The organism is Bacillus cereus group sp. MYBK216-1 (genome assembly GCF_051916495.1).
Lineage (GTDB): Bacteria > Bacillota > Bacilli > Bacillales > Bacillaceae_G > Bacillus_A > Bacillus_A thuringiensis_K.
In genome coordinates this window covers 752,620-772,661 of sequence record NZ_JBQAGT010000003.1, presented here as the reverse complement: position 1 = coordinate 772,661, position 20,042 = coordinate 752,620, and the positions used below count along the sequence as shown (strand labels likewise).

Here is a 20,042-nt window from a genome sequence, read left to right as displayed (position 1 = left end):
CTCTTGATTGATATACGCTTCACATTCGTGTAAAAGTAAAATTCCCACCAATTAAAGTTTCGCTTACTTATTACTATGCGGATTCATTCTTATCTAAAAACTTAATTTTAAAAAGCAGTGACACGATTACATAATATCTCTAAGCTTTTGACAATTTCTTTCGCTGTTTCATCTTTCCCATTGCACAACTTCCCTTTACCATTCTGTCCAATTACATAATGCACAGCTCCGCGCGAATATAAAGAATGTGGTGAATTCGCAATCATTACATTCGCCCTTGCTTCTTTCATTCTATTTTTTGCTCTTTCAAACAGTTCTTCTTCACTTAAATCACTTTCAAGTTTAAAACCAACAAGCACTGTTTCTGGGTCCCATTCTTTTATTTGTTTTAATACTTTTGGAGCCTTTTGAAAATGAATAATCGGTGCTATATCACTTGAAATTTTTCCGTTCATATTAAGAACATTACCATCTTGATCACAAATCTTCTCCACAATCCAATCTGATCCAGCCGCTGCCATAATGACTGCATCAACCTTTTCATGTGTGATGATACTTTTCATTTTATCTTGTAAATCAACGATTCCTTCAAACGGATGTAATTCTAACCCTCTATGTACATCACTCGGTTTCTCCGCAAAATAACCGTGTAAATATATAACATGTGCCCCTTTAGCTAGAAGTTCTTCTGCGATTATCCTTCCAATTGTACCTTTGGCCATATTCGTATGCCCGCGTACTTGATCCCATTTTTCTAGACAACCACCGCTCGTAATTAATACCTTTTTCCCCTTCATTATAACCATCCCTTACTAATTTTTCTTACGAAACCATTCTGTTCCAAAGTCAACTATATCACGCTGTTTCATTAGACGACACGTTGCATTCCCTATCTTCCCATTTTTTACAGTTCCTTTTCGCTCAAACTCCACACCAATTTCTACAAACTTCTCAGATTCGTAATCCATTTCAACAAACTCTTTCCACACTCTTTCACCGTTTTCTATAATAGGTGCTCCTACTTGTATTAACTCACATGCACCAGAACGCACCTCGGATAAATGAACAGACGTATTGGAATCATATCCAACACCAATTAATAATACGTACCCGTCTAAATCATATATTTTTCTTAATGGAGATTCTTCTCCAAAGCTCATTGATAACGAATGGTTCATTGTTATTTCTACTGCATGTTTTCCCCATGCAGCAAAACTTCCTAACGGATGATTACTACGTACTACATTCGGATATGTACGAAAACATTCAACTATTTCACCCATTCCCCTTGTTGGGGTTATACGTGAATCAAATGCTGGGACGTTATCTCGGATAATTTGCCACCAGTCTTCCGGTACAGGTGGTCTTGACCAATGTTTCGGATCGGACAAATCCGAAGATTGCGTTGGCATTATTATCGTTCCTTCTTCCGTAACAACTTTCATTAATGCTTCTACTACAGCAACCGCACCACCAGATATCCACCCGATAGAACTTAGTGATGAATGAATGATAATTGTCATTCCTTTTTCGACTCCTAATGCTTTTAAATCTTTTGTTATTGTTTCGATTGTATTTGGAAATTGTGTACTTGCAACTATTTCATTCATTTTCATATTGGTTCCCCCACTAGCTACGTAAATTTAAACTTTTATATAAATATATTATCATATTTTTCTTAATTTTTAACTTAATCATTTTTCATATCTATAAAAAATGGTAATATTATTACACAAAAATATTTAAATTATAATATTAAGATTTAAATTAAAAAAGAAAGTGAAGATTTTACATCCAACCATAAAAAGCTGTTTTATACATAGACGAAAGAGCTCATCACAAATGATGAGCTCTTTGTTTACTTTATCCTTCAATTGTAACCCCAGTAAACATTGATAAGTTTCCCGTTATTTTCTCACCTACACGTAAAAATAAGCCTGCTGCTCTTCCACTTATACAGTGAGAGCCAATTAATAGTTTACCAGTATATGGACCATCCCATGTGTCAATGGTATAGTCAGGCATTTCTATGTATTGCTGGTATATCTTCCTTTGTTCAAAGTAATACTCTGTTTTATCTTCAGCTAATAATTCATCATTTTCGTATATAGATACTCCGCCACCTTCACGACCAAATACAGGTTTTGAAACGTATGATTCATGTCTTTCTAGAAATCGCTTATTTGAAAAATATGTTGGTAGAAAGTATTTATAAATAATGTCTTGCTCTTCTTCTGTAAAGAAAACACTTTCTTCATAAAACTTCCAAATTAGTGCGAGTACACTTTTGTTTTGCATAACAAACGCGGCTGGCGGATTAATAATTTTCACTCTTTCTTGCGCAATATGATCTAAAAATTGCAAACCAATCCTTTTCCCATTCTTATCAACGTCCGTTACTAAATACTCTATTGGATACAGTCTATATAAATATTTTATTTTTTCTCCACTTGGCGTATATATACCATCTTCCGCAACGACAATGTCTTGTATTCCTACATAGTCCGTTGACTGATTTAAGCAATACGTTCTTAAAAACTGGACCGTTTGTCTATCTTCATCGTGCCAATCATAACTAGTAAAATATATCGTCTCTTCAGGGCCTATATGATAGTCATGTTTAATTTGTTCCCATGCTTGCACAATATGCTCTTCTATATGGTTTGGGTGATTTACATCATGATAACGGCATAACACTTCATTTGCGACAGACGGTTCTAAATAGCCTGTTGGCGTATCACAATTTACTTCTATTAATTTTATATCGTCACCATTTACGATAAAATCAAACCTTGTAAAATATGAAAATAAACCATTATGTTTCATTCTCGCCATTTCCCACGCTTCAGCTGGAAATCCAAGTTTTTGAAAATCTTCTGTCGTATTTACAATATATTGATACGTTCTATATAACACATACATGATTTCTTCTGTCGCTTTTGAGATAGCAGTATAAGTTTTTGCTGGCATGCGATACATCCCTGTTGCCATATATTGATTCCATTCTTCATTCTCTAACAGACTAGGCCAAGTGAAACCATTCCTACTAGCCTCTTCTGCAAGTGAAAACCATACTTTCATATACTCTTCTTGCTCTCGTTGTGTATACATTACTCCATTACCCTTTCGTTTTAGGATCCTGCTGGCGCTTTTGCGTTTCCAATTCCACTTGAACCAGAGTTTACTTTCGGTGTTTGCGTAGTAGATGATTTTGGCGTATTTGTATCTGGTGTTACTTTATTGGATGGATTTGGCTGCTGTTTATTTAAATCCACTTTATTGGAAGAATTATTGTTACCGTTAGAACCACCAGAATAACCACCGCTACTACCGCCACCTGTTCTACGCTCATCTTTTTCACGATATGGAATAACATTATTTGCATATGGTTTCTTCATTAAATTTGGTTTTGCTGTATAATTCATATTTGAAGTTCTACTCGCTAATAAATATCCTGCTACAAATGGAAGTATCGGTAAATGAGAGTTTTCATGATAAGATGAAAATGACGGATTATTTTCCTTGCATAACTCATCTGTCTCTATATTTTCATTGGTTGGGGCTTTATCATCACAATTTAATGTTTCTTGTTCATTTCTTTGTTTTGCACCATCTGTTTTAACAGCTGTACTTTCTTGCTGAGCAGTTTCTTCTTCATAATCACCACAACCTGTTAATAAAAAAGATGACATCCCTATTGAAGTAGCTATTTTTATAAACTTACTTTTCTCCATTCTCACGTGTTATACACCTATCTTCTTTTATCTATATTTTTCCAGATACCTATATTATATAATGAAATTATTATTTTTTTCAAACTATATTCAATATGTACAATTATATATTTCCATGCTATTTTTCCATGTAACAATGAAATCTTTCTATCCCTGGATATTTTTCTCCTAAACTTTTAACTTGAAAACCAATTCTTTTATAAAATTCTACCGCCCCATCGTCTGTCTCCGCTTCTATATAAGTCAATTGGTATACTCTTACAATCTCTTTAATCATTTGCAGTGCAATTCCTTTTTGACGATAATCTGGAGCCACTGCTATATGACATATTCTTGCTTTAGTTTCTCCGATTATTTCAATACCTAGACAAGCTTTTTCTTCATATTTGTACAAAGTCCCTTTATTACTTTGATAAAATATTACTGCCTTCTTTAAGCTTATTTCATTTGGACCGACAGCATATTGTAGCACATTTAATATTGAATCTTTTTCAATTTGTTCAACGCGCTGTATATTCATACTTTCATCCCTTTCTATGAAAAAAGACTAGCTCTTAATAAAAAGAGCTAATCTCATTACGCCGTTATTTTTTCTTCTTTTTTTACAACGACAGCCACATAACTATGAAGTATCATTCCAATAATAACGAGACTCATACCAATCCAAGATAATGATGACGGAATTGGTGCAGATAACCAGATCAGCTCTCCTACTAGCGCAAATAAAACTTCACCAGACTGCGTCGCTTCCACTGTTGCTAATTTTTGCGGATCATCTTTTACAAGATCTGTCGCAAAGAAAAATAATACTGTCGCGATTAACCCAGAGCTAACTGCTACAATAAAACATTGAAAAACTTGGCTACTTGACGGTAATCCGCCAGTTGATACTTCGTAACCAGATAATAAAAACCAAAATGGTAAACTTGCTAATGTCATACCGAGTACTCGCTGAAATACATCTAATTCCCCTTTACAAACTTGCATCATTTTTCTATTTCCAAGAGGATACGCAAATGCTGCAATAACTACAGGAACTACACATAAAATGGTTTCACGAATACCTAATGAAGAAGCATGTTCTACTTGCATGAGAACAACACCGAATAAAATAATGCCCGACATAACTAATTCCTTCATCGGAAGTTTTTTATGTAGTGGATCCACCGCAAAAAATGGTGTTAACAAAATCCCTGCAACGATTGTAATTTGCCATGTTGATGCAACGAGCCAACCTGGTCCGAACGCTCCAGCAAAACTAAGCGGTGCATAAAAGAGACCAAATCCAACGATACTCCAAACTAACCATTCTTTCGGATTGTTTTTCATATATTGAAAGAGTTGCTTTAAGTTCCCTCTATACATAACAATAAGTAATAGCATTGGAACCATAAAATAATACCGTAATGATGCACTCCAAATCCAGCTTCCACCTTCTAAGTCCATTGCCCTGTTTAAAACAAAAGTAAAGGCAAAGAAAAATGATGCCAGTATCCCTATAACAATTGCTTTCATTGTAAAACCCCTTGTATTTAATTTTTAATCTCTATGACATATATTTTAGTATACGCGATGAAAAATCTACATACAAACTTACATTTCATTTTGGAATGATGAAGGAATTGTAGTAGATTTACATGGGAATAAAGTGCATTGATATGAAATCGAGGTCATTACATACCAAAATTTTCAAGGGGCAAAATCTACTTTAATCTCGACCCACTATACTCACCATGAAAATATACGCATCCGCTATAAAAGATGGCTACCAACTATTGCACATTCAATTTACTGGTTTTCTATTGAGAAACCAGTAAATTGAATGATAGCTTGGGAAGAAAAGCGAACGAATAAAAACAAACGCCTCCTTTAATTATTATTTAGAGGCGTTCGTTCATTCAAAAATTAAAGAATATGTAGTTTATATTCTCTGTATAATTTCCTCAATCGACTTATATGAGCTTGATGATACCGATTATGATCTGCTATATGCCATATTCCCCATCTTATTGTCGCAGTTTCCCCTTTTTCATACAAAACTTTCTCTCTTAAAAGAACAACACCATATGTTCATCATCACTATACACACCATTCATTTTTATAGCCCTTTTTTCAATTCCGTACGTTTTAAATCCCATTGATTCATATAATCGTTTTGCTGGTTCGTTCGTTGACACAACCCCTAAATTGAATTGCTCTAGCTTCATCTCTTTTGCCCTTTCAATTGCTTTACGTATTAAATCACGTGCAAGACCACTTCTTCGATTTTCAGTATCTACATACATCGCAACGATATGTCCTTTATGCTTATATGCGTCCTTTTCTTCTGTTAATAAAGTAACAACCCCAACTAAACGATTTTCATTATTAAAAGCACCAAATGTAAAACTACTGTTGGATGAAAGATTACTAGCAACACGTTCAAGAGGTTTTTCTTGACGTACTGCTTCTTCATAAGTCGTTACAAATGCTTCTGGATTTACTTGTAATGCTTGTAAACGTAACTCCCAATATTGTTTTGCATCCGCTTTTGTAAGTAATCGAATCATTTTATCTTCCCCTTTTTAATTTACATAATATTTTTATAGGCTACTTTTTTTGATTCATACTCTTCTTTTAATATACTGTAACGATTGCGATGAATGAACTTCCCCTGTCTCAATCGATCATTTCTCATTAACCCTTCGCATACAAATCCGGCATTTTCATAACTCTTTTTAGCTTGTGTATTATCTTCATCTACACGTAACCAAATTTTCTCCAATTCAAACTGGGAAAAACCTATTTGTAACATGCTGTTTAGAGCTGCCATTCCAAATCCTTTACCCCAATAGTCTTTATTTCCAATCGCAATTCCTAGTTCTGCATTTTTATTTGTTTTATCAAAATTTTTAAGGTCTACCCATCCAATATGTATACCTGTCTCAGTAACGATTGCCCTTTGTTCATAACCATTTTTTCGGCTTATACAAGCTTCAATCCAGTTTCTCGTATCTCCACGAGTGAACGGAGGATATTGATCTGGTACAACTAAATGCTTTGTTACATTTCTATCTAATGACCATTGATAGCGATCTTCTACATCATCTAGTGTCAATTCTCTTAATTGAACATATGGTACATTCATTGTTCTCTCCCCTTTTTATTTACCAATAGAAAATCCTTCGAACACTCTTCCACCATACTGCTCTAACGTCTTTTCTATAAAATGAATTAATTCATTTTTCTCTCCCGTTTTATAAAAATAATCAAAAGCCGCTACAAATTTGTTTGCATATTGCTCATCATATCTTCTTAGCACTCTAATAAACCATTTTGAACTCCCAAGCCACATACCATTTACTCTTAATACATATTCATGTACTAAATCCGCTAATAAATTAGCGATAAACAATTCTTCTTCTCTTTTCGTTGCACCAATAAAGTCATCTAAAGTATCCGTAATAAAATATCGCTTCTGCTTAATCGTTTCTTCGGTCCATTTAGCTGGTCCTTTATGTAGTAAATCATTCGCTTCTTTTTTTAATTTCTCAACAATTTCCTGTTCCCCTTTTAATGCAATCCCTTCTGAAACTAATTGTGGTAACGACGGTCTCCCTCGATCACAATCCATTTTGAAAAAAGTTTTATATGTTTCAAAATTATGAACAAACACCTCAACAGGCCATCCATTACTATAGAAAGATTCTCTATAACAAGAAGTTAAACTGTGGTCAACTATTACAATATCAAGGTCAGATGTTTTCGTCGCTTCTCCTCGTGCAACGCTTCCGCCGAGTAAAGCTACATCACAATTCGGAAATTGTGATGTAATTATGTTTTGTGCTGCTTCGATTGGTTTCATAACCGCTCCTCTTTTCTTATTCCACTTTCTTTTTTTTAGCTCTTTCTCTCGCTTTTTTTATATAGCTTTCTGCATCTGGTGTTTTACATGATGTTGCACCGTGATCAACCTCTACTTTTCCAATTTCACTTGCAATTCCAATCGCTTGTCGCTCTAAGTCTTCATTACGAATTCCTATTGCGATTAAAGCACTATTCATCGCTTCTTTTTTTCTATTTTTTTCATTATGTATATTTTCTTTAATCTCTTCTAAGTACGGAGAGAAGAAATCATCATGTAACGTTTTATTTTTAATCGCTATATTTGCTAATAAAGACCAGCCAGCTCTTCCAATCCATTCATCATTAGACTTTGTCCACTCTTCCATTCTTTCTATTGCAATTGGCGAAGTACATATAGATGTCATAAGAACATCCATTAAACAGTAATAATCAACATCCTGAACCCAACTATTAAGCTGCTCTGTCGTTATTTTCTTCGGGTCTAAAATATAAGTTGCTAATGTCATCGCGTCCATATTTTTCGTTTCCCACAATTCAACTGCTAAATCGTGATCTTTTTTTATCATCTTTTTTAACAATTTTAAATTTGCAAAACTAACTCCAAATAACGGCTCTTTCGCTCCGTGGTTTTTATACGTTTTTCGATTTTGTTCTGTTCCATATCCTTCTAGTTGCTGCATTACTTCCTCAAGTAACATATACCCACCTCTTTATCTTTTATGTTGACTCTATATATGTATGTACGATATATTCTACATTACTTTTTGGTTTACCTATATTTATTTTTAAAATACGGTATGTGAAATTTCTAAACATTGCACAACTACACTATCAAAAAACTGTATATTTAACATGTACAGTTTTTTGATGGTAACAATTTTCCGTAGAATAAGATATAAACTACGAAAGAATTTTTAATGAGAGGTGTATTTCCAACATGTTTAGAAAACTCTTTAAAATGGTTTACTATCATACTTTTATACCTCCTTCATAAATTATGTGTATTACATTTGTTCTTAGCCAAAATCTTTCTACATTTTAATAACTCTCTCAATAAGATTTTCTTATATAGAAATCCCTACAAACGCTGTAGGGATTTTTGTATAAATCATTTTGTTACACTCTTTTTCATATGATAATAGTTTCTTTATTCAGATGCATTCATAAGCACAATTCTCCAACCATCTGGATCCTCTATTGTGGTTCCTTTCTCTATCCAATACGGGTTTTCTGGTTCCACCTCATGATAGCCCATATTACTTAATCGATTTACTATCTTTTCAATTTCATCTTTATTAGGCATATAAAAAACTAGTAAATTATCTTTTGTCGGCGCTGGACATGGACTTCCATTAACATGTGTAGTAAACTCCAAATGATACTCTTCATCTGGTAATCCAAACATAACCCCGTCATATCCTTCGTGATTGTGAAATTCTCCTATACGTTTTAGTCCTAATCCTGTTTCATAAAAACTTATCACTTCTTCAAATTTATCTGTTGGTCTTGCAATTCTAAATTGAACCCAATTCTTCATGCAAATCTCCTCCTTTTCATTTTCCAAAGCTTTATAGTAATTAGTATAGGTTACATATATTTCCTTTAACATCCCTCATTAGTGTGAGCTTCCTAAGTTGAAAGACCTATTAGTTAATAAACAATAGGTCTTTCGTATAAAATTCATGTAAAACTAGTTATATAAATGTAGAGATGAAATATAAGCTATTACGTATGAAATAATTCTCCTTGCAGAGCCTTTATATACCGATCAGCAAATCTTTGTACAGCTTCATTCGCATCTTCCACCACACCATGAAATGCATTATATAGTCGGCTAAATACAAATATTCGAATCAATAATTAGAACGAAAATGAAGTGATACGAAAGTATGATTAGCCTTCTTTCGGTTTTTAGACTTTAGTCTCATTCCTATAAATTTTTTATTTCCTACTTCCAAGGTAATAGTTTTTAATTTTATTAAAACTTTCTAATATATTTAACACTTTAATCGTTAAAAGAAAGCACAAATCTTCATAAAATAAACGAATCAATTAATTTTTTGTCACAACTTTAACACAACCATACCTACTATTACACATCAGGAGGGTATTAGGTTTAAATTAAGGAGAGAGGTAATTATGCTGTATGAAGTATTTGATACGGAAGGCAGTAACAATATAAAGTTTGTTGATAAAACTAACAGGTGAATTTAATATGATAATTGAAGAGTTTGTAAAGAAAGATTAATATTGATTTCAAGCTTCATTTTAGGGGAAATAAACATTACAAACTATATGAATTAATAAGTAGCATTAAAGCAAAATTTATATCCACGAAATATTTAAATTCATATACAATTTTATACAACCACTTTTTATAAAACAAGAAAAGTGGTTGTATGTGTTAGAAAGTATTCTTTTTTACAAAATCACGCTACATATTTCATTAAACTACAACTACTCGTTTTCTTTTTTCTTCTTTTGTTCCTCAGAAGGTTCTTCTGTTGGGTCTGGTTCTTGTTCATCCTTTTTGTTTAATTCATTATTTTTTTCTTTAGCAGGATCTTGTTTGTCATTTTTTTCCTCCTGTCTTTGTTCAGAAGGTTCCTCCGTTGGATCTGGCTCCTTTTCGTCTTTTGGAGCTGGATTACAACCAATTAATAATCCTACTGTAAATATGCTTGTCATAAATATTGAAAACATTTTTTTATAATTCAATTAAAACACCTCCTAAAATTAATATCCCTTATATTGTTTCCAATTAATAATTCAATTTATCCAATTATTTGTGACATTTCTTTAAAAATGACATTCCTTTAAAATCTTGCATACATTTGGCTAAACTTTTTTACACTTGTAAAAAAGTTTCTTTGCATTTCCCTACCTATAATTGCTAATATAGTAGAGTAGAACTTTTATAGAGAGAAGGAAAATTATGCACAATGGAATTCGAATGACAACTTTAGTAAAAAGGGCTATGTTAGTGTGTGCGGGGGTATTATTCACATACGAAGCGGCTTTTGGATCAGTACATACCGCTCTAGCTAGTACAGAGGATGAAGCAAAATCTGTTCAACTTGTAAGTGAGATTCAAACATCTCTTGCTCCGAAAGAAGCGCCAAAACATTATAACGGGCAAGTTAGAAAAGTCGCTTATTTAACATTTGATGACGGTCCTGGAAAATACACAGCTGAGCTTTTAGATATGTTAAAGAAAGAAAATGCAAAAGCAACATTCTTCCTAATTGGTTCAAACGTAAAAGCTTTCCCTGATCTTGTAAAACGCGAAGATGCTGAAGGCCACTACGTTGGGATGCACAGTATGACTCATAACTACAAGAAACTCTACACTGAAGGTCATTACGTAGATGAAATGAAGGAAGACCAAGGCTTAATCGCTGGTGTTTTAGGTAAATCACCAGTATTAACTCGTCCATCTTACGGCTCTATGCCAGGATTAAACGAAGCTCTTCGCAACAAAGTTGTAGAAAATGGCTTAAAAGTTTGGGATTGGACAATTGATTCTTTAGACTGGAAATATAACAAAATGCAAGTTGATGCTGCATCTGCTAAAATTGTAGAAAACGTGTTACATGGTGCTACAAATCCAACAGAAGTTATCCTTATGCATGATATTCATCCACAATCAGTAAAAGCAGTTCCTGGAATTATTAAAGGACTGAAAGAAAAAGGATATGAATTAGAAGCATATAATGAGAACGAACACTTCCCATTAAACTTCTGGCATGATAATCGTATGTAATGAAAAGACTTGATTTCCTCTAGTAGGTTATCAAGTCTTTTTTATCGTTTTTAGAATTTCCTTATAGAGAAAACCTATACATGCTTGCACCATATCAATATTATACGTCCCTTCCCTTTTATCAAATAAATTTAACTTTGAAATATCACATGCTATCTTTAACCTAGTTTAAATAAGTCGATATTATATGATCGTATTTATAGTACAAACTGAAGAAGCTTGGAATCAATTTAAGAAAGAAACGCGATAAGTAAAAAACTATAAAAGCGACTTATTCAAAATAAAAACATACATATCAGAATACAGACAAAAAAAGGATTGAATATACAATTTCAATCCTTTTTTTATATTATCAACACTTTAGCACATATTACTCTTAAGGAGTGATATGTATATGGATTTTCTTTCACCTGAATATTTGTCTGCCCTACTGGCCATCATTGTAATCGATTTAGTGTTAGCCGGAGATAACGCCATCGTAATTGGATTAGCAGCAAGAAGATTACCGAAAGATCAACAAAAGAAAGTTATTATATGGGGTACAGTCGGGGCAATCGCTATTAGAGCCCTCGCTACCTTAGTTGTCGTTTGGTTATTAAAAATACCTGGTTTACTTTTAATTGGTGGTGTACTCCTTATATGGATTGCTTACAAATTAATCGCTGAAGGCAAAGATCATGATATTAAAGCAGAAGAAGGATTTTGGTCTGCCATTAAAACTATTATTATTGCTGATGCGTTAATGGGCATTGATAATGTACTCGCTGTTGCAGGAGCTGCCCATGGTAACTTTTCTTTAGTAATCATTGGGCTATTAGTTTCTATTCCTGTAGTTGTATGGGGCAGTACATTGATTTTAAAATGGGTAGATCGTTTTCCTGTCATCATTACGATTGGAGCAGCCGTTTTAGCTTATACTGCCGCGAAAATGATTGTAGATGAGAAATGGTTCGCTGGATTTTTCGAAAGTAACCCTTTCGTTAAATGGGCATTTATCATTATTATCATCGTCGGTGTAATTTTCTTCGGAAAGGCAAAACAAAAAGCAAAAGCTGGTTCTGTCTAATAATGATGGTATATTTACAAATAAAAGGCACTATTCATATGAATAGTGCCTTTTATTATTTATTTAGCTTCCCCTTCCGGAGTCGTTTTTACTTTCGTTTTGTTTTTATCACGGTTGTTATAGTTATACTTCGAACGGTCTACTGGAGTAAATCCTTCCGGTGTGTAGAATCGTAATAAGTCACCATTTACGACTTGGTCAGAGTATTTTAGTGAGTTTTGAACCATTTGTTCATTTTTCTTTATTTCATCTGTAAATTCTACTGGTTTTCCAGTAGTTGTATCATAATATTTGCCGTTTAGTGCCGTAACTGTTGGGCTTACGTAATTACCGTTACGGAACGCAACGACTTGTTTATAATCTGGTGATAATAAATCAGAACCAAATTGAACATAATTCTTTGTATCTGTACCTAGTAAGTGTAATAGTGTTGGAAGAACGTCAATTTCACCACCGTATTGATGTTGTACGCCACCTTTCACTCCTGGTACACGAACGATTAAAGGTACACGTTGTAACTGTGCATTTTCAAATGAGTTCATTTCTTTACCCATTACTTTTGACATTGCTGCGTTATGGTTATCTGAAATACCGTAATGGTCTCCGTACATAACGATAATTGAGTTATCATATAAACCAGATTGTTTCAAGTAATCGATGAAGCCTTTTACAGATTCGTCTAAATAGCGTGCTGTTTGGAAGTACGTATCTACTGATGAATCACCTGTTGTTGCTGGTTCAATCGTTGCTTCTGCCTTATCGATTGGATAAGGGAAATGGTTTGATAACGTAATAAATTTTGTATAGAACGGTTGTTTCAACGTTTGTAATAACGGAATAGATTCATTAAAGAATGGTTTATCTTTTAATCCGTAGTTTACTACGTCTTTTTCATTCATATCATAGTATGACGCATCAAAGAATTTATTAAAACCAAATGATTTATAAATATCGTCACGGTTCCAGAATGTTTTGTAGTTACCGTGGAATACTGCTGATGTGTATCCTTGTTGTCCTAAAATAGCTGGTGCTGATTGATACGTATTATGAGATTTCGTTGTAAAGACAGAACCTTGCGGTAAACCAAACATTGAATTCTCTAACATAAACTCCGCATCAGATGTTTTCCCTTGTCCTGTTTGATGGAAGAAGTTATCAAAGTACAGTGTATTCGCATCTTTTGTAAATGAGTTTAAGAACGGTGTAACTTCTTGACCATTTAATTTGTAATCAATTAAGAAGTTTTGGAATGACTCTAAATGAATGTAAATTACGTTCATTCCCTTTCCTTTACCGAAATACTCAGGATTTGGACTTGCATAAGTTGATGTTAAATAATTTCGTACTTCTGTCATATTATCGCCATCAGCTAATGCTCGTTCTGTCGATGCTTTCGCACTTTGAATTCCATCATAAATTGTGTAGTTGTATGCACCTAAATATTTCACAATATAATTACGGTCAAACGTTCTAGTTAATAATTCAGGACGGTCAGACTCTGCAAGACCTAAGTTAACACTGAATAATAAAATACCTGCTACAAATACTAATGATAATTTATGCTTCGCAACACGAATTGGTTTCGGATTTGCAAATTTCGTTGCTACTAATACAATTAAAATAATTGTATCTAAGAAGTATAGCGGATCATAAAGATGTAGCAACGCAACAATACTACCACCTAAATCTCCAAAGTTATTCGTTTGTGTTAATGTCGGGAACGTAATAAAGTCACTGAAAAAGCGATAATATACTACGTTTGCGTATAAAAGAATCGACAATAACAAGTTGATAACAATTAACCAAATATAAGATCGTTTCCCTTTTGCAAATAATGCAAGTCCTAAAAATAGAACTGCTGAACTAAGCGGGTTAAAAAACAGCAAGAATTTTTGAATTGTGTTTGAAATTCCTAAATTAAATTCCGTTACATAAGCTGCATATGTTTTGAGCCAAAATAAAATAACGGCAAACAGAAAGAATCCAAAATGATTGCTTAACACATTTTTGCTCTTTAATAAGAACTGTTTCATTTCTCCACCTCTTTTAATCATCCAAGGCTTATTTTTTATAAGTCTGTCTCTCTATTCAAATTTTCTTCTTCAAATAGGTTATCTTTATTTAACTATATGAAGAATATTAGTAATTATAATTTGAAGCTAGTATTTATTCAACTATTTCTTTCTAGACATTTTGACCTCGGTTTCTATTTAACAAAATAAATTTGTAACATTTCCTGTTTTCTCCCAAGATTCATCCACTAATTATGACACCCCATACTATATACCTTTATAAACTCATTCGCAAACTATTCTATCTCCAAATTTGGTACATATTTCACATGACAAAATAATGCGATTTGATTATATTACTCCACTTACATTTCCTTTCTTCAACTAACTCTTTAAATCTTAAACTCATTACATCCCTTCCATACATAAAAAATTCTCATGTTCATTGATATTATATTTGAATAATTATTCATTTGATCTCCCAGCGATGTTACGTTTTCTCGACAAAAAAACTCGCTCTTTTTAGAGCGAGTTTTTTCATTATATATTATTGACCTTTGTACATTGCATCTACTTGTTTTTGAAGTTCCTCATTTTCTAAGAACTCATCATAAGTAGCCTCTTTATCGATTACACCGTTTGGTGTTACTTCGATAATGCGGTTTGCAATTGTTTGTACGAACTGATGGTCATGAGATGTGAATAAGATTGTACCTTTGAATGCGATTAAACCGTTGTTTAACGCTGTGATTGACTCAAGGTCTAAATGGTTCGTTGGATCGTCAAGTGTGATTACGTTCGCACCACTTAACATCATTTTAGATAACATACAACGAACTTTTTCGCCTCCAGATAATACAGAAACGTTCTTCTTAACTTCTTCACCTGAGAATAACATACGGCCTAAGAAACCACGTAAGAAGCTTTCAGACTCATCTTGTGGAGAGAATTGACGTAACCATTCAACTAAGTTGTAATCACTGTTCTCAAAGTACTTAGAGTTATCTCTTGGGAAGTAAGATTGAGAGGTTGTTACACCCCATTTGAATGAACCACTATCCGGCTCCATTTCACCCATAAGGATTTTAAATAATGTTGTCATTGCAATATCGTTACGGCCGATAAATGCAACTTTATCACCTTTATTTAAAGTGAAGTACACATTATCTAACACTTTTTCACCATCAATTGTTTTAGAAAGACCTTCAACAGTTAATAAGTCATTTCCTACTTCACGCTCAGGTGTGAAGCCAACGAATGGGTAACGGCGTGATGACGGTCTAATATCATCTAATGTAATTTTGTCTAATAATTTTTTACGAGAAGTTGCTTGTTTCGCTTTAGAAGCGTTTGAACTAAAGCGTGCAATGAAGTTTTGTAACTCTTTTACTTTCTCTTCTTTTTTCTTATTAGCATCTTGTGTTAATTTTAAAGCTAATTGGCTTGACTCATACCAGAAGTCATAGTTACCAACATAAAGCTGAATTTTACCGAAATCAAGGTCAGCCATGTGCGTACATACTTTATTTAAGAAGTGACGGTCATGGGATACTACGATAACTGTGTTTTCAAAGTTCATTAAGAAGTTTTCTAACCATTGAATCGCTTTTAAGTCCAAGTGGTTGGTAGGCTCATCTAATAATAGAATGTCAGGTTGACCGAATAAAGCTTGAGCAAGTAATACTTTTACTTTCTCTGCCCCAGTTAATTCTGACAATTTCTTATCATGAAGATCTTCACCAATACCTAAACCTTTAAGAAGGATTGCAGCTTCTGACTCAGCTTCCCAACCGTTAAGCTCAGCGAACTCACCTTCAAGTTCAGCAGCACGCATACCATCTTCATCACTAAAGTCTTCTTTCATGTAAATAGCATTTTTCTCTTGCATTACTTTGTAAAGTTGCGTGTGACCCATAATTACTGTTTCTAATACTGGGAACTCTTCATATTCGAAGTGGTTCTGTTTTAATACTGCTAGACGCTCACCTGGCGTAATATGTATGTCACCTGTTGACGGTTCAATTTCTCCAGATAAAATCTTTAGAAATGTTGATTTACCAGCACCGTTTGCTCCGATTAAACCATAGCAGTTACCTGGCGTGAATTTTATGTTAACATCTTCAAATAATTTGCGATCCGCGAAACGCAAACTAACGTTACTTACTGTAATCATTTGTGTCCTCCTACTAATACCGCTTATTTCAGCGTTTTCTCACCGATTGTCTTAAAAAATCGCATATTACGACTCAATTATTGTAGACTATAGCTATTATATAGTAGAAGCTGGATGAATAGCAACGGTTGATTACCTTTCTACAATGAAATCGGATAGTTTTTGTCCATTCCCCTAGCTATTGTATGTATATCATCGACCTCTTTCTCATATAACCTTTCACTGCTCATTCTGTAATATATCGGATTCATTTTCTTCTGAAATATTATATACCGAAAAAACTGTAGAGAAATCATTCCCTACAGTCTCTTCTTATTTCGTATTTATTATTTTCTCTTTGTAACTCTTCATTTTACTCGTTAACCCTATTAACGCTGGTAATAATATCGGCATCACAATTAAAGCTAATAGAAGAAGTGCAACGCCAACTACTGATGCAACTTGTATAAGTGTTAATACACCTGATGGAATTAATGCTGCAAATGTCCCGCCTAAAATTAGCGCAGCTGATAATACAACTCCTCCTATATGACGAGATGCAGTTACAATTTTCGTTACCGAATCCCCTTCTATCTCGTTATAGCGCATCATTACGAAAATACTATAATCCACTCCTAAAGCGACAATCATAATGAAGCTAAAGAATGGAACATTCCAGCTTAATGACTCTACATGTAATACATGTGCACTAATTTGTTCGCTTATACCAAGTGATGCAAAGTACGCCAATAGTAATGAGCCAATAATAAATATTGTGTTTAGTAATGAGCGTGTAATTACGATTAATACAATCGCAATGCCAATCAACATAATCGTAGCTGTACGTAAGAAATCTTGCCCTGTTACTTCTTTTAAATCCACGTTTCTAGCTGTTGTTCCGCCAATTGCTGTTTTCGCATCATGTAATTCCGTTCCTTTTACAGTGCCATCGATTGTTTTATTAATTTCTTCAATAATTGGCATCGCTTCTTTTGAATACGGATTTACATCTAAAATGATAGTCATTTTAGCAATTTTTCTATCCTGTGACATGTACGTGTTCAATGCTTTTTGGAAATCTTCTCCCTCTAGCACTTCTTTTGGAATATAAAACTTCTCAGAGCTTTTCGATTCATTGAGCTCCCCTAAATATTTCTGTGCGTCATGCAGGCCATTACTTACTTTTCCAAGCCCTTCTGTACTTTTAGATAAACCGGATTGTAATTGGCCCATCTTTTCTTGCAGATCTTTAAGGCCCGTTAAAAGTTGTCCTTGCCCATCGTTTATTTTCGTTAATCCAGACTGTAACTCAACTGATTTATTTGCAATTTGTTTTGAACCTGAAGAACCTTCATTTAATCCATTTTTAAGATCGGCTGCTCCCTTTTGTAACTTATTAACTCCATTGCTCATTTCTTTTAAGCCGTTATCCACTTTCAGTAACGATTGATTCGCTTCTTTAAATGAACTCATCGCCGTTTTGTGCTGTGTTGCTAATTGATTTAATTCATTTGAAAGTACGCTTAATTTCTTTTGAGCCTCTTTAGCAATTCCTATCGTTTGTTGTATGTTTGGATCATTCGCTAATTCTGGTTTCGTTTGAACGAAATTGGTCATTAACATTTCAATTTGTTCATATCCCTTTTTCGCACCATCAATCGCTTGAGAAATACTTCCGAAGTATTGATCGTAAGAGTTTAAACCTTTTTCTAACTGTGCATAACCAGCATGCAGCTGCGACGTTGCATTAGATAGAACATTTATATTTTCGTTTACTGAAGCTAAACCACTCTCAATTTGCTGTGCTCCTTGTGCACCGTCGTTTATGCCATTTGATAATTGATGTAAAGCTGTTCCCAATGCTGATACCCCGTTTTTCGCCTCGTTCGTTCCATCAATTAATTTTTGAACATTCGCAAGACTATTTGAATCATTACTTCCCATTTTATTTTTCGCATCTGTTAATCCATCATTAATTTCCTTTATGCCACCATCGACATCCCCTAATCCTGTATTCAATTCTCCCGCTTGCTTATTTAAATATAATTCTTTTATCTTCTCACCAGTTGGACGTGTTGGTGCATATACTTCTGACACACCTTTAACTTTCGAAATTTTATCAGTTAATTCGTCTAAAATTTGTAGAGAAGTTCCTTCATCCAGCTTTTTATCAGATTGAATGACTAATGTACTCGGTGAAGAGAAACCAGGCGGAAAATGATCCTCTATTACGTTAATACCCATCTTGGATTCATACTTATTATCCACTTCAAATAAATCATTGTAATTAAGTGTATTAGAGTATTTTAATACGAAAGGAATCGATATTACGACTACGATGATTAAAGCGACAAATGGTCTTGCTACTGAGTTTTTCGCAAAGAATCCCCATAAGCGACTATCCTCATGACCTTTAAATGTTTTAACTGGATAAAACATTCCTTTTCCTAAAAGCACCATGAAAAATGGATTTAAAGTCGTTAATACGAGTAATAATACTAAAACACCAATTGCTACCGCTGAAGTAGATTGATATAATTTAAAACTTGCTAACGCAAGTGATGCAAAACCAATTAGCACCGCTATTCCGCTATATAATACAGTTTTACCTGCTGATTTGAATGTTTCTTTCGTAGCTAAAAATGCATTTTCTTGTTTACTTAATTCTTCTTTAAACCTCGTATATAATAAAATGTTATAATCTGTTCCTACCCCAAACAGGACGACGACTACGAACACTTGTGTAAAGTTTGAGAATGGAAAATTAAATTGATCTACAAGCTGGGCAATAATCCCCATTGAAACTAAATACGATATACCAACTGTAAGAAGAGAAACAATTGGAACAACTGGTGAACGGAATACAAGGATTAATACTACAAGAATGAAAATGATTGAAATAACTTCTGTCTTTTTCACTCCCTCTTGAGAGGATTTAAGAAAATCACCCGCTATTAAGTCACTTCCTGTTAAATACGTTTTTACCCCTTTCGTTTGCACTTTTTCATGAAGATTATTTGAAACTTTTGATATTTCACCATGTTTTTTATCTATCGATATTTGCGTTAAAATAGTCGTATTATCTTTAGAAACTAATTGTTTCTCCAAGTCTTTATTGTCTAAATGTGAAACAACTTCCTTAATTCCTAATTGCTCTTTTTCATTTCGCAGGGCGTTGATTGTTTTTGTTATTTCCTTTTTTTGTTCATCTGTTAAAACTGCCTTATTGCCACTATTAAAAACGGCTATAATTTCATACTTTTCAACCCCTTCTTTATCCATCTCTTTCATCATCTTGTCAGCAATACTGCTTTGCTTTGTATTAGGGATTGTAATTTTCCCTTTTTCTTTCACTAATTTATCCATATTAGGCATCGTTACGACCATTGTAATAGTAATAACTATCCATAATAGAAAAGTTAAACTTCTCCAACTTTTTAACTTGCTCATTTGAATCATCTCCCGTTTT

17 protein-coding genes and 2 pseudogenes are annotated in these 20,042 nt (G+C 33.7%); 2 read left to right on the top strand and 17 right to left on the bottom strand.

The window, feature by feature from the left end; translation table 11 throughout:
* Positions 1-107: 107 nt before the first annotated feature.
* From ACTFRH_RS14150 to ACTFRH_RS14085, 14 genes and pseudogenes are all read right to left on the bottom strand, one after another.
* A complete protein-coding gene (locus tag ACTFRH_RS14150) occupies positions 108-797 on the bottom strand; it encodes a phosphopantothenoylcysteine decarboxylase domain-containing protein (RefSeq protein ID WP_000676728.1) in 690 nt (229 codons plus the stop codon).
* 15 nt (positions 798-812) lie between these two features.
* Entirely contained in the window at positions 813-1,616 is an 804-nt protein-coding gene (locus tag ACTFRH_RS14145) for an aminoglycoside N(3)-acetyltransferase (protein WP_000783342.1), read from the bottom strand.
* A 247-nt stretch (positions 1,617-1,863) separates the two neighbouring features.
* Positions 1,864-3,111, bottom strand: a complete 1,248-nt coding sequence (locus tag ACTFRH_RS14140; protein WP_000288525.1) for a glutathionylspermidine synthase family protein — start codon at positions 3,109-3,111, stop codon at positions 1,864-1,866.
* Between the two features lie 20 nt (positions 3,112-3,131).
* Positions 3,132-3,740, bottom strand: coding sequence for a hypothetical protein (locus ACTFRH_RS14135; protein ID WP_001242220.1), 609 nt, complete (start codon positions 3,738-3,740; stop codon positions 3,132-3,134).
* 112 nt (positions 3,741-3,852) lie between these two features.
* A complete protein-coding gene (locus tag ACTFRH_RS14130) occupies positions 3,853-4,254 on the bottom strand; it encodes a GNAT family N-acetyltransferase (protein WP_001025789.1) in 402 nt (133 codons plus the stop codon).
* A 56-nt stretch (positions 4,255-4,310) separates the two neighbouring features.
* Positions 4,311-5,249, bottom strand: a complete 939-nt coding sequence (locus ACTFRH_RS14125; RefSeq protein ID WP_000644589.1) for a DMT family transporter — start codon at positions 5,247-5,249, stop codon at positions 4,311-4,313.
* A 390-nt stretch (positions 5,250-5,639) separates the two neighbouring features.
* Positions 5,640-5,786 (bottom strand): annotated as a pseudogene (locus ACTFRH_RS14120) (DinB family protein); the annotation flags it as partial.
* Positions 5,783-6,283 carry a GNAT family N-acetyltransferase gene (locus ACTFRH_RS14115; protein ID WP_000620319.1) on the bottom strand — a complete coding sequence of 167 codons (501 nt, stop codon included), beginning with the start codon at positions 6,281-6,283 and terminating at the stop codon, positions 5,783-5,785. The pseudogene ACTFRH_RS14120 and the gene ACTFRH_RS14115, both read right to left, overlap by 4 nt.
* 20 nt (positions 6,284-6,303) lie before the next feature.
* Positions 6,304-6,861 (bottom strand): GNAT family N-acetyltransferase, encoded by a 558-nt coding sequence (locus ACTFRH_RS14110; RefSeq protein WP_001102506.1) that lies wholly within the window; start codon positions 6,859-6,861, stop codon positions 6,304-6,306.
* Positions 6,862-6,876: 15 nt separating this feature from the next.
* Positions 6,877-7,578: a nucleotidyltransferase domain-containing protein gene (locus ACTFRH_RS14105; RefSeq protein ID WP_000802426.1), complete on the bottom strand. Its 702-nt coding sequence runs from the start codon at positions 7,576-7,578 to the stop codon at positions 6,877-6,879.
* A gap of 16 nt (positions 7,579-7,594) precedes the next feature.
* Entirely contained in the window at positions 7,595-8,278 is a 684-nt protein-coding gene (locus ACTFRH_RS14100; protein WP_000923463.1) for a DNA alkylation repair protein, read from the bottom strand.
* A 449-nt stretch (positions 8,279-8,727) separates the two neighbouring features.
* Entirely contained in the window at positions 8,728-9,117 is a 390-nt protein-coding gene (locus tag ACTFRH_RS14095; protein ID WP_000800670.1) for a VOC family protein, read from the bottom strand.
* A gap of 188 nt (positions 9,118-9,305) precedes the next feature.
* Positions 9,306-9,419: pseudogene (locus ACTFRH_RS14090) on the bottom strand (hypothetical protein); the annotation flags it as partial.
* Between the two features lie 618 nt (positions 9,420-10,037).
* On the bottom strand, positions 10,038-10,298 hold the full coding sequence (locus ACTFRH_RS14085) for a hypothetical protein (RefSeq protein WP_001106981.1): 261 nt from the start codon (positions 10,296-10,298) through the stop codon (positions 10,038-10,040).
* A gap of 217 nt (positions 10,299-10,515) precedes the next feature.
* Here ACTFRH_RS14085 and ACTFRH_RS14080 point away from each other — a divergent pair, with 217 nt between their 5' ends.
* Positions 10,516-11,343, top strand: coding sequence for a peptidoglycan-N-acetylglucosamine deacetylase (locus ACTFRH_RS14080; RefSeq protein ID WP_000551445.1), 828 nt, complete (start codon positions 10,516-10,518; stop codon positions 11,341-11,343).
* Between the two features lie 394 nt (positions 11,344-11,737).
* Complete coding sequence (locus tag ACTFRH_RS14075; RefSeq protein ID WP_000346947.1) at positions 11,738-12,409, top strand: TerC family protein; 672 nt, start codon at positions 11,738-11,740, stop codon at positions 12,407-12,409.
* A 59-nt stretch (positions 12,410-12,468) separates the two neighbouring features.
* Here ACTFRH_RS14075 and ACTFRH_RS14070 read toward each other — a convergent pair whose 3' ends face one another.
* From ACTFRH_RS14070 to ACTFRH_RS14060, 3 genes are all read right to left on the bottom strand, one after another.
* Positions 12,469-14,442 (bottom strand): LTA synthase family protein, encoded by a 1,974-nt coding sequence (locus ACTFRH_RS14070; protein ID WP_440048873.1) that lies wholly within the window; start codon positions 14,440-14,442, stop codon positions 12,469-12,471.
* Positions 14,443-14,968: 526 nt separating this feature from the next.
* Positions 14,969-16,594 (bottom strand): ABC-F family ATP-binding cassette domain-containing protein, encoded by a 1,626-nt coding sequence (locus tag ACTFRH_RS14065; RefSeq protein WP_000633864.1) that lies wholly within the window; start codon positions 16,592-16,594, stop codon positions 14,969-14,971.
* A 312-nt stretch (positions 16,595-16,906) separates the two neighbouring features.
* Positions 16,907-20,023 carry an MMPL family transporter gene (locus ACTFRH_RS14060; RefSeq protein ID WP_000040307.1) on the bottom strand — a complete coding sequence of 1,039 codons (3,117 nt, stop codon included), beginning with the start codon at positions 20,021-20,023 and terminating at the stop codon, positions 16,907-16,909.
* Positions 20,024-20,042 lie beyond the last annotated feature (19 nt).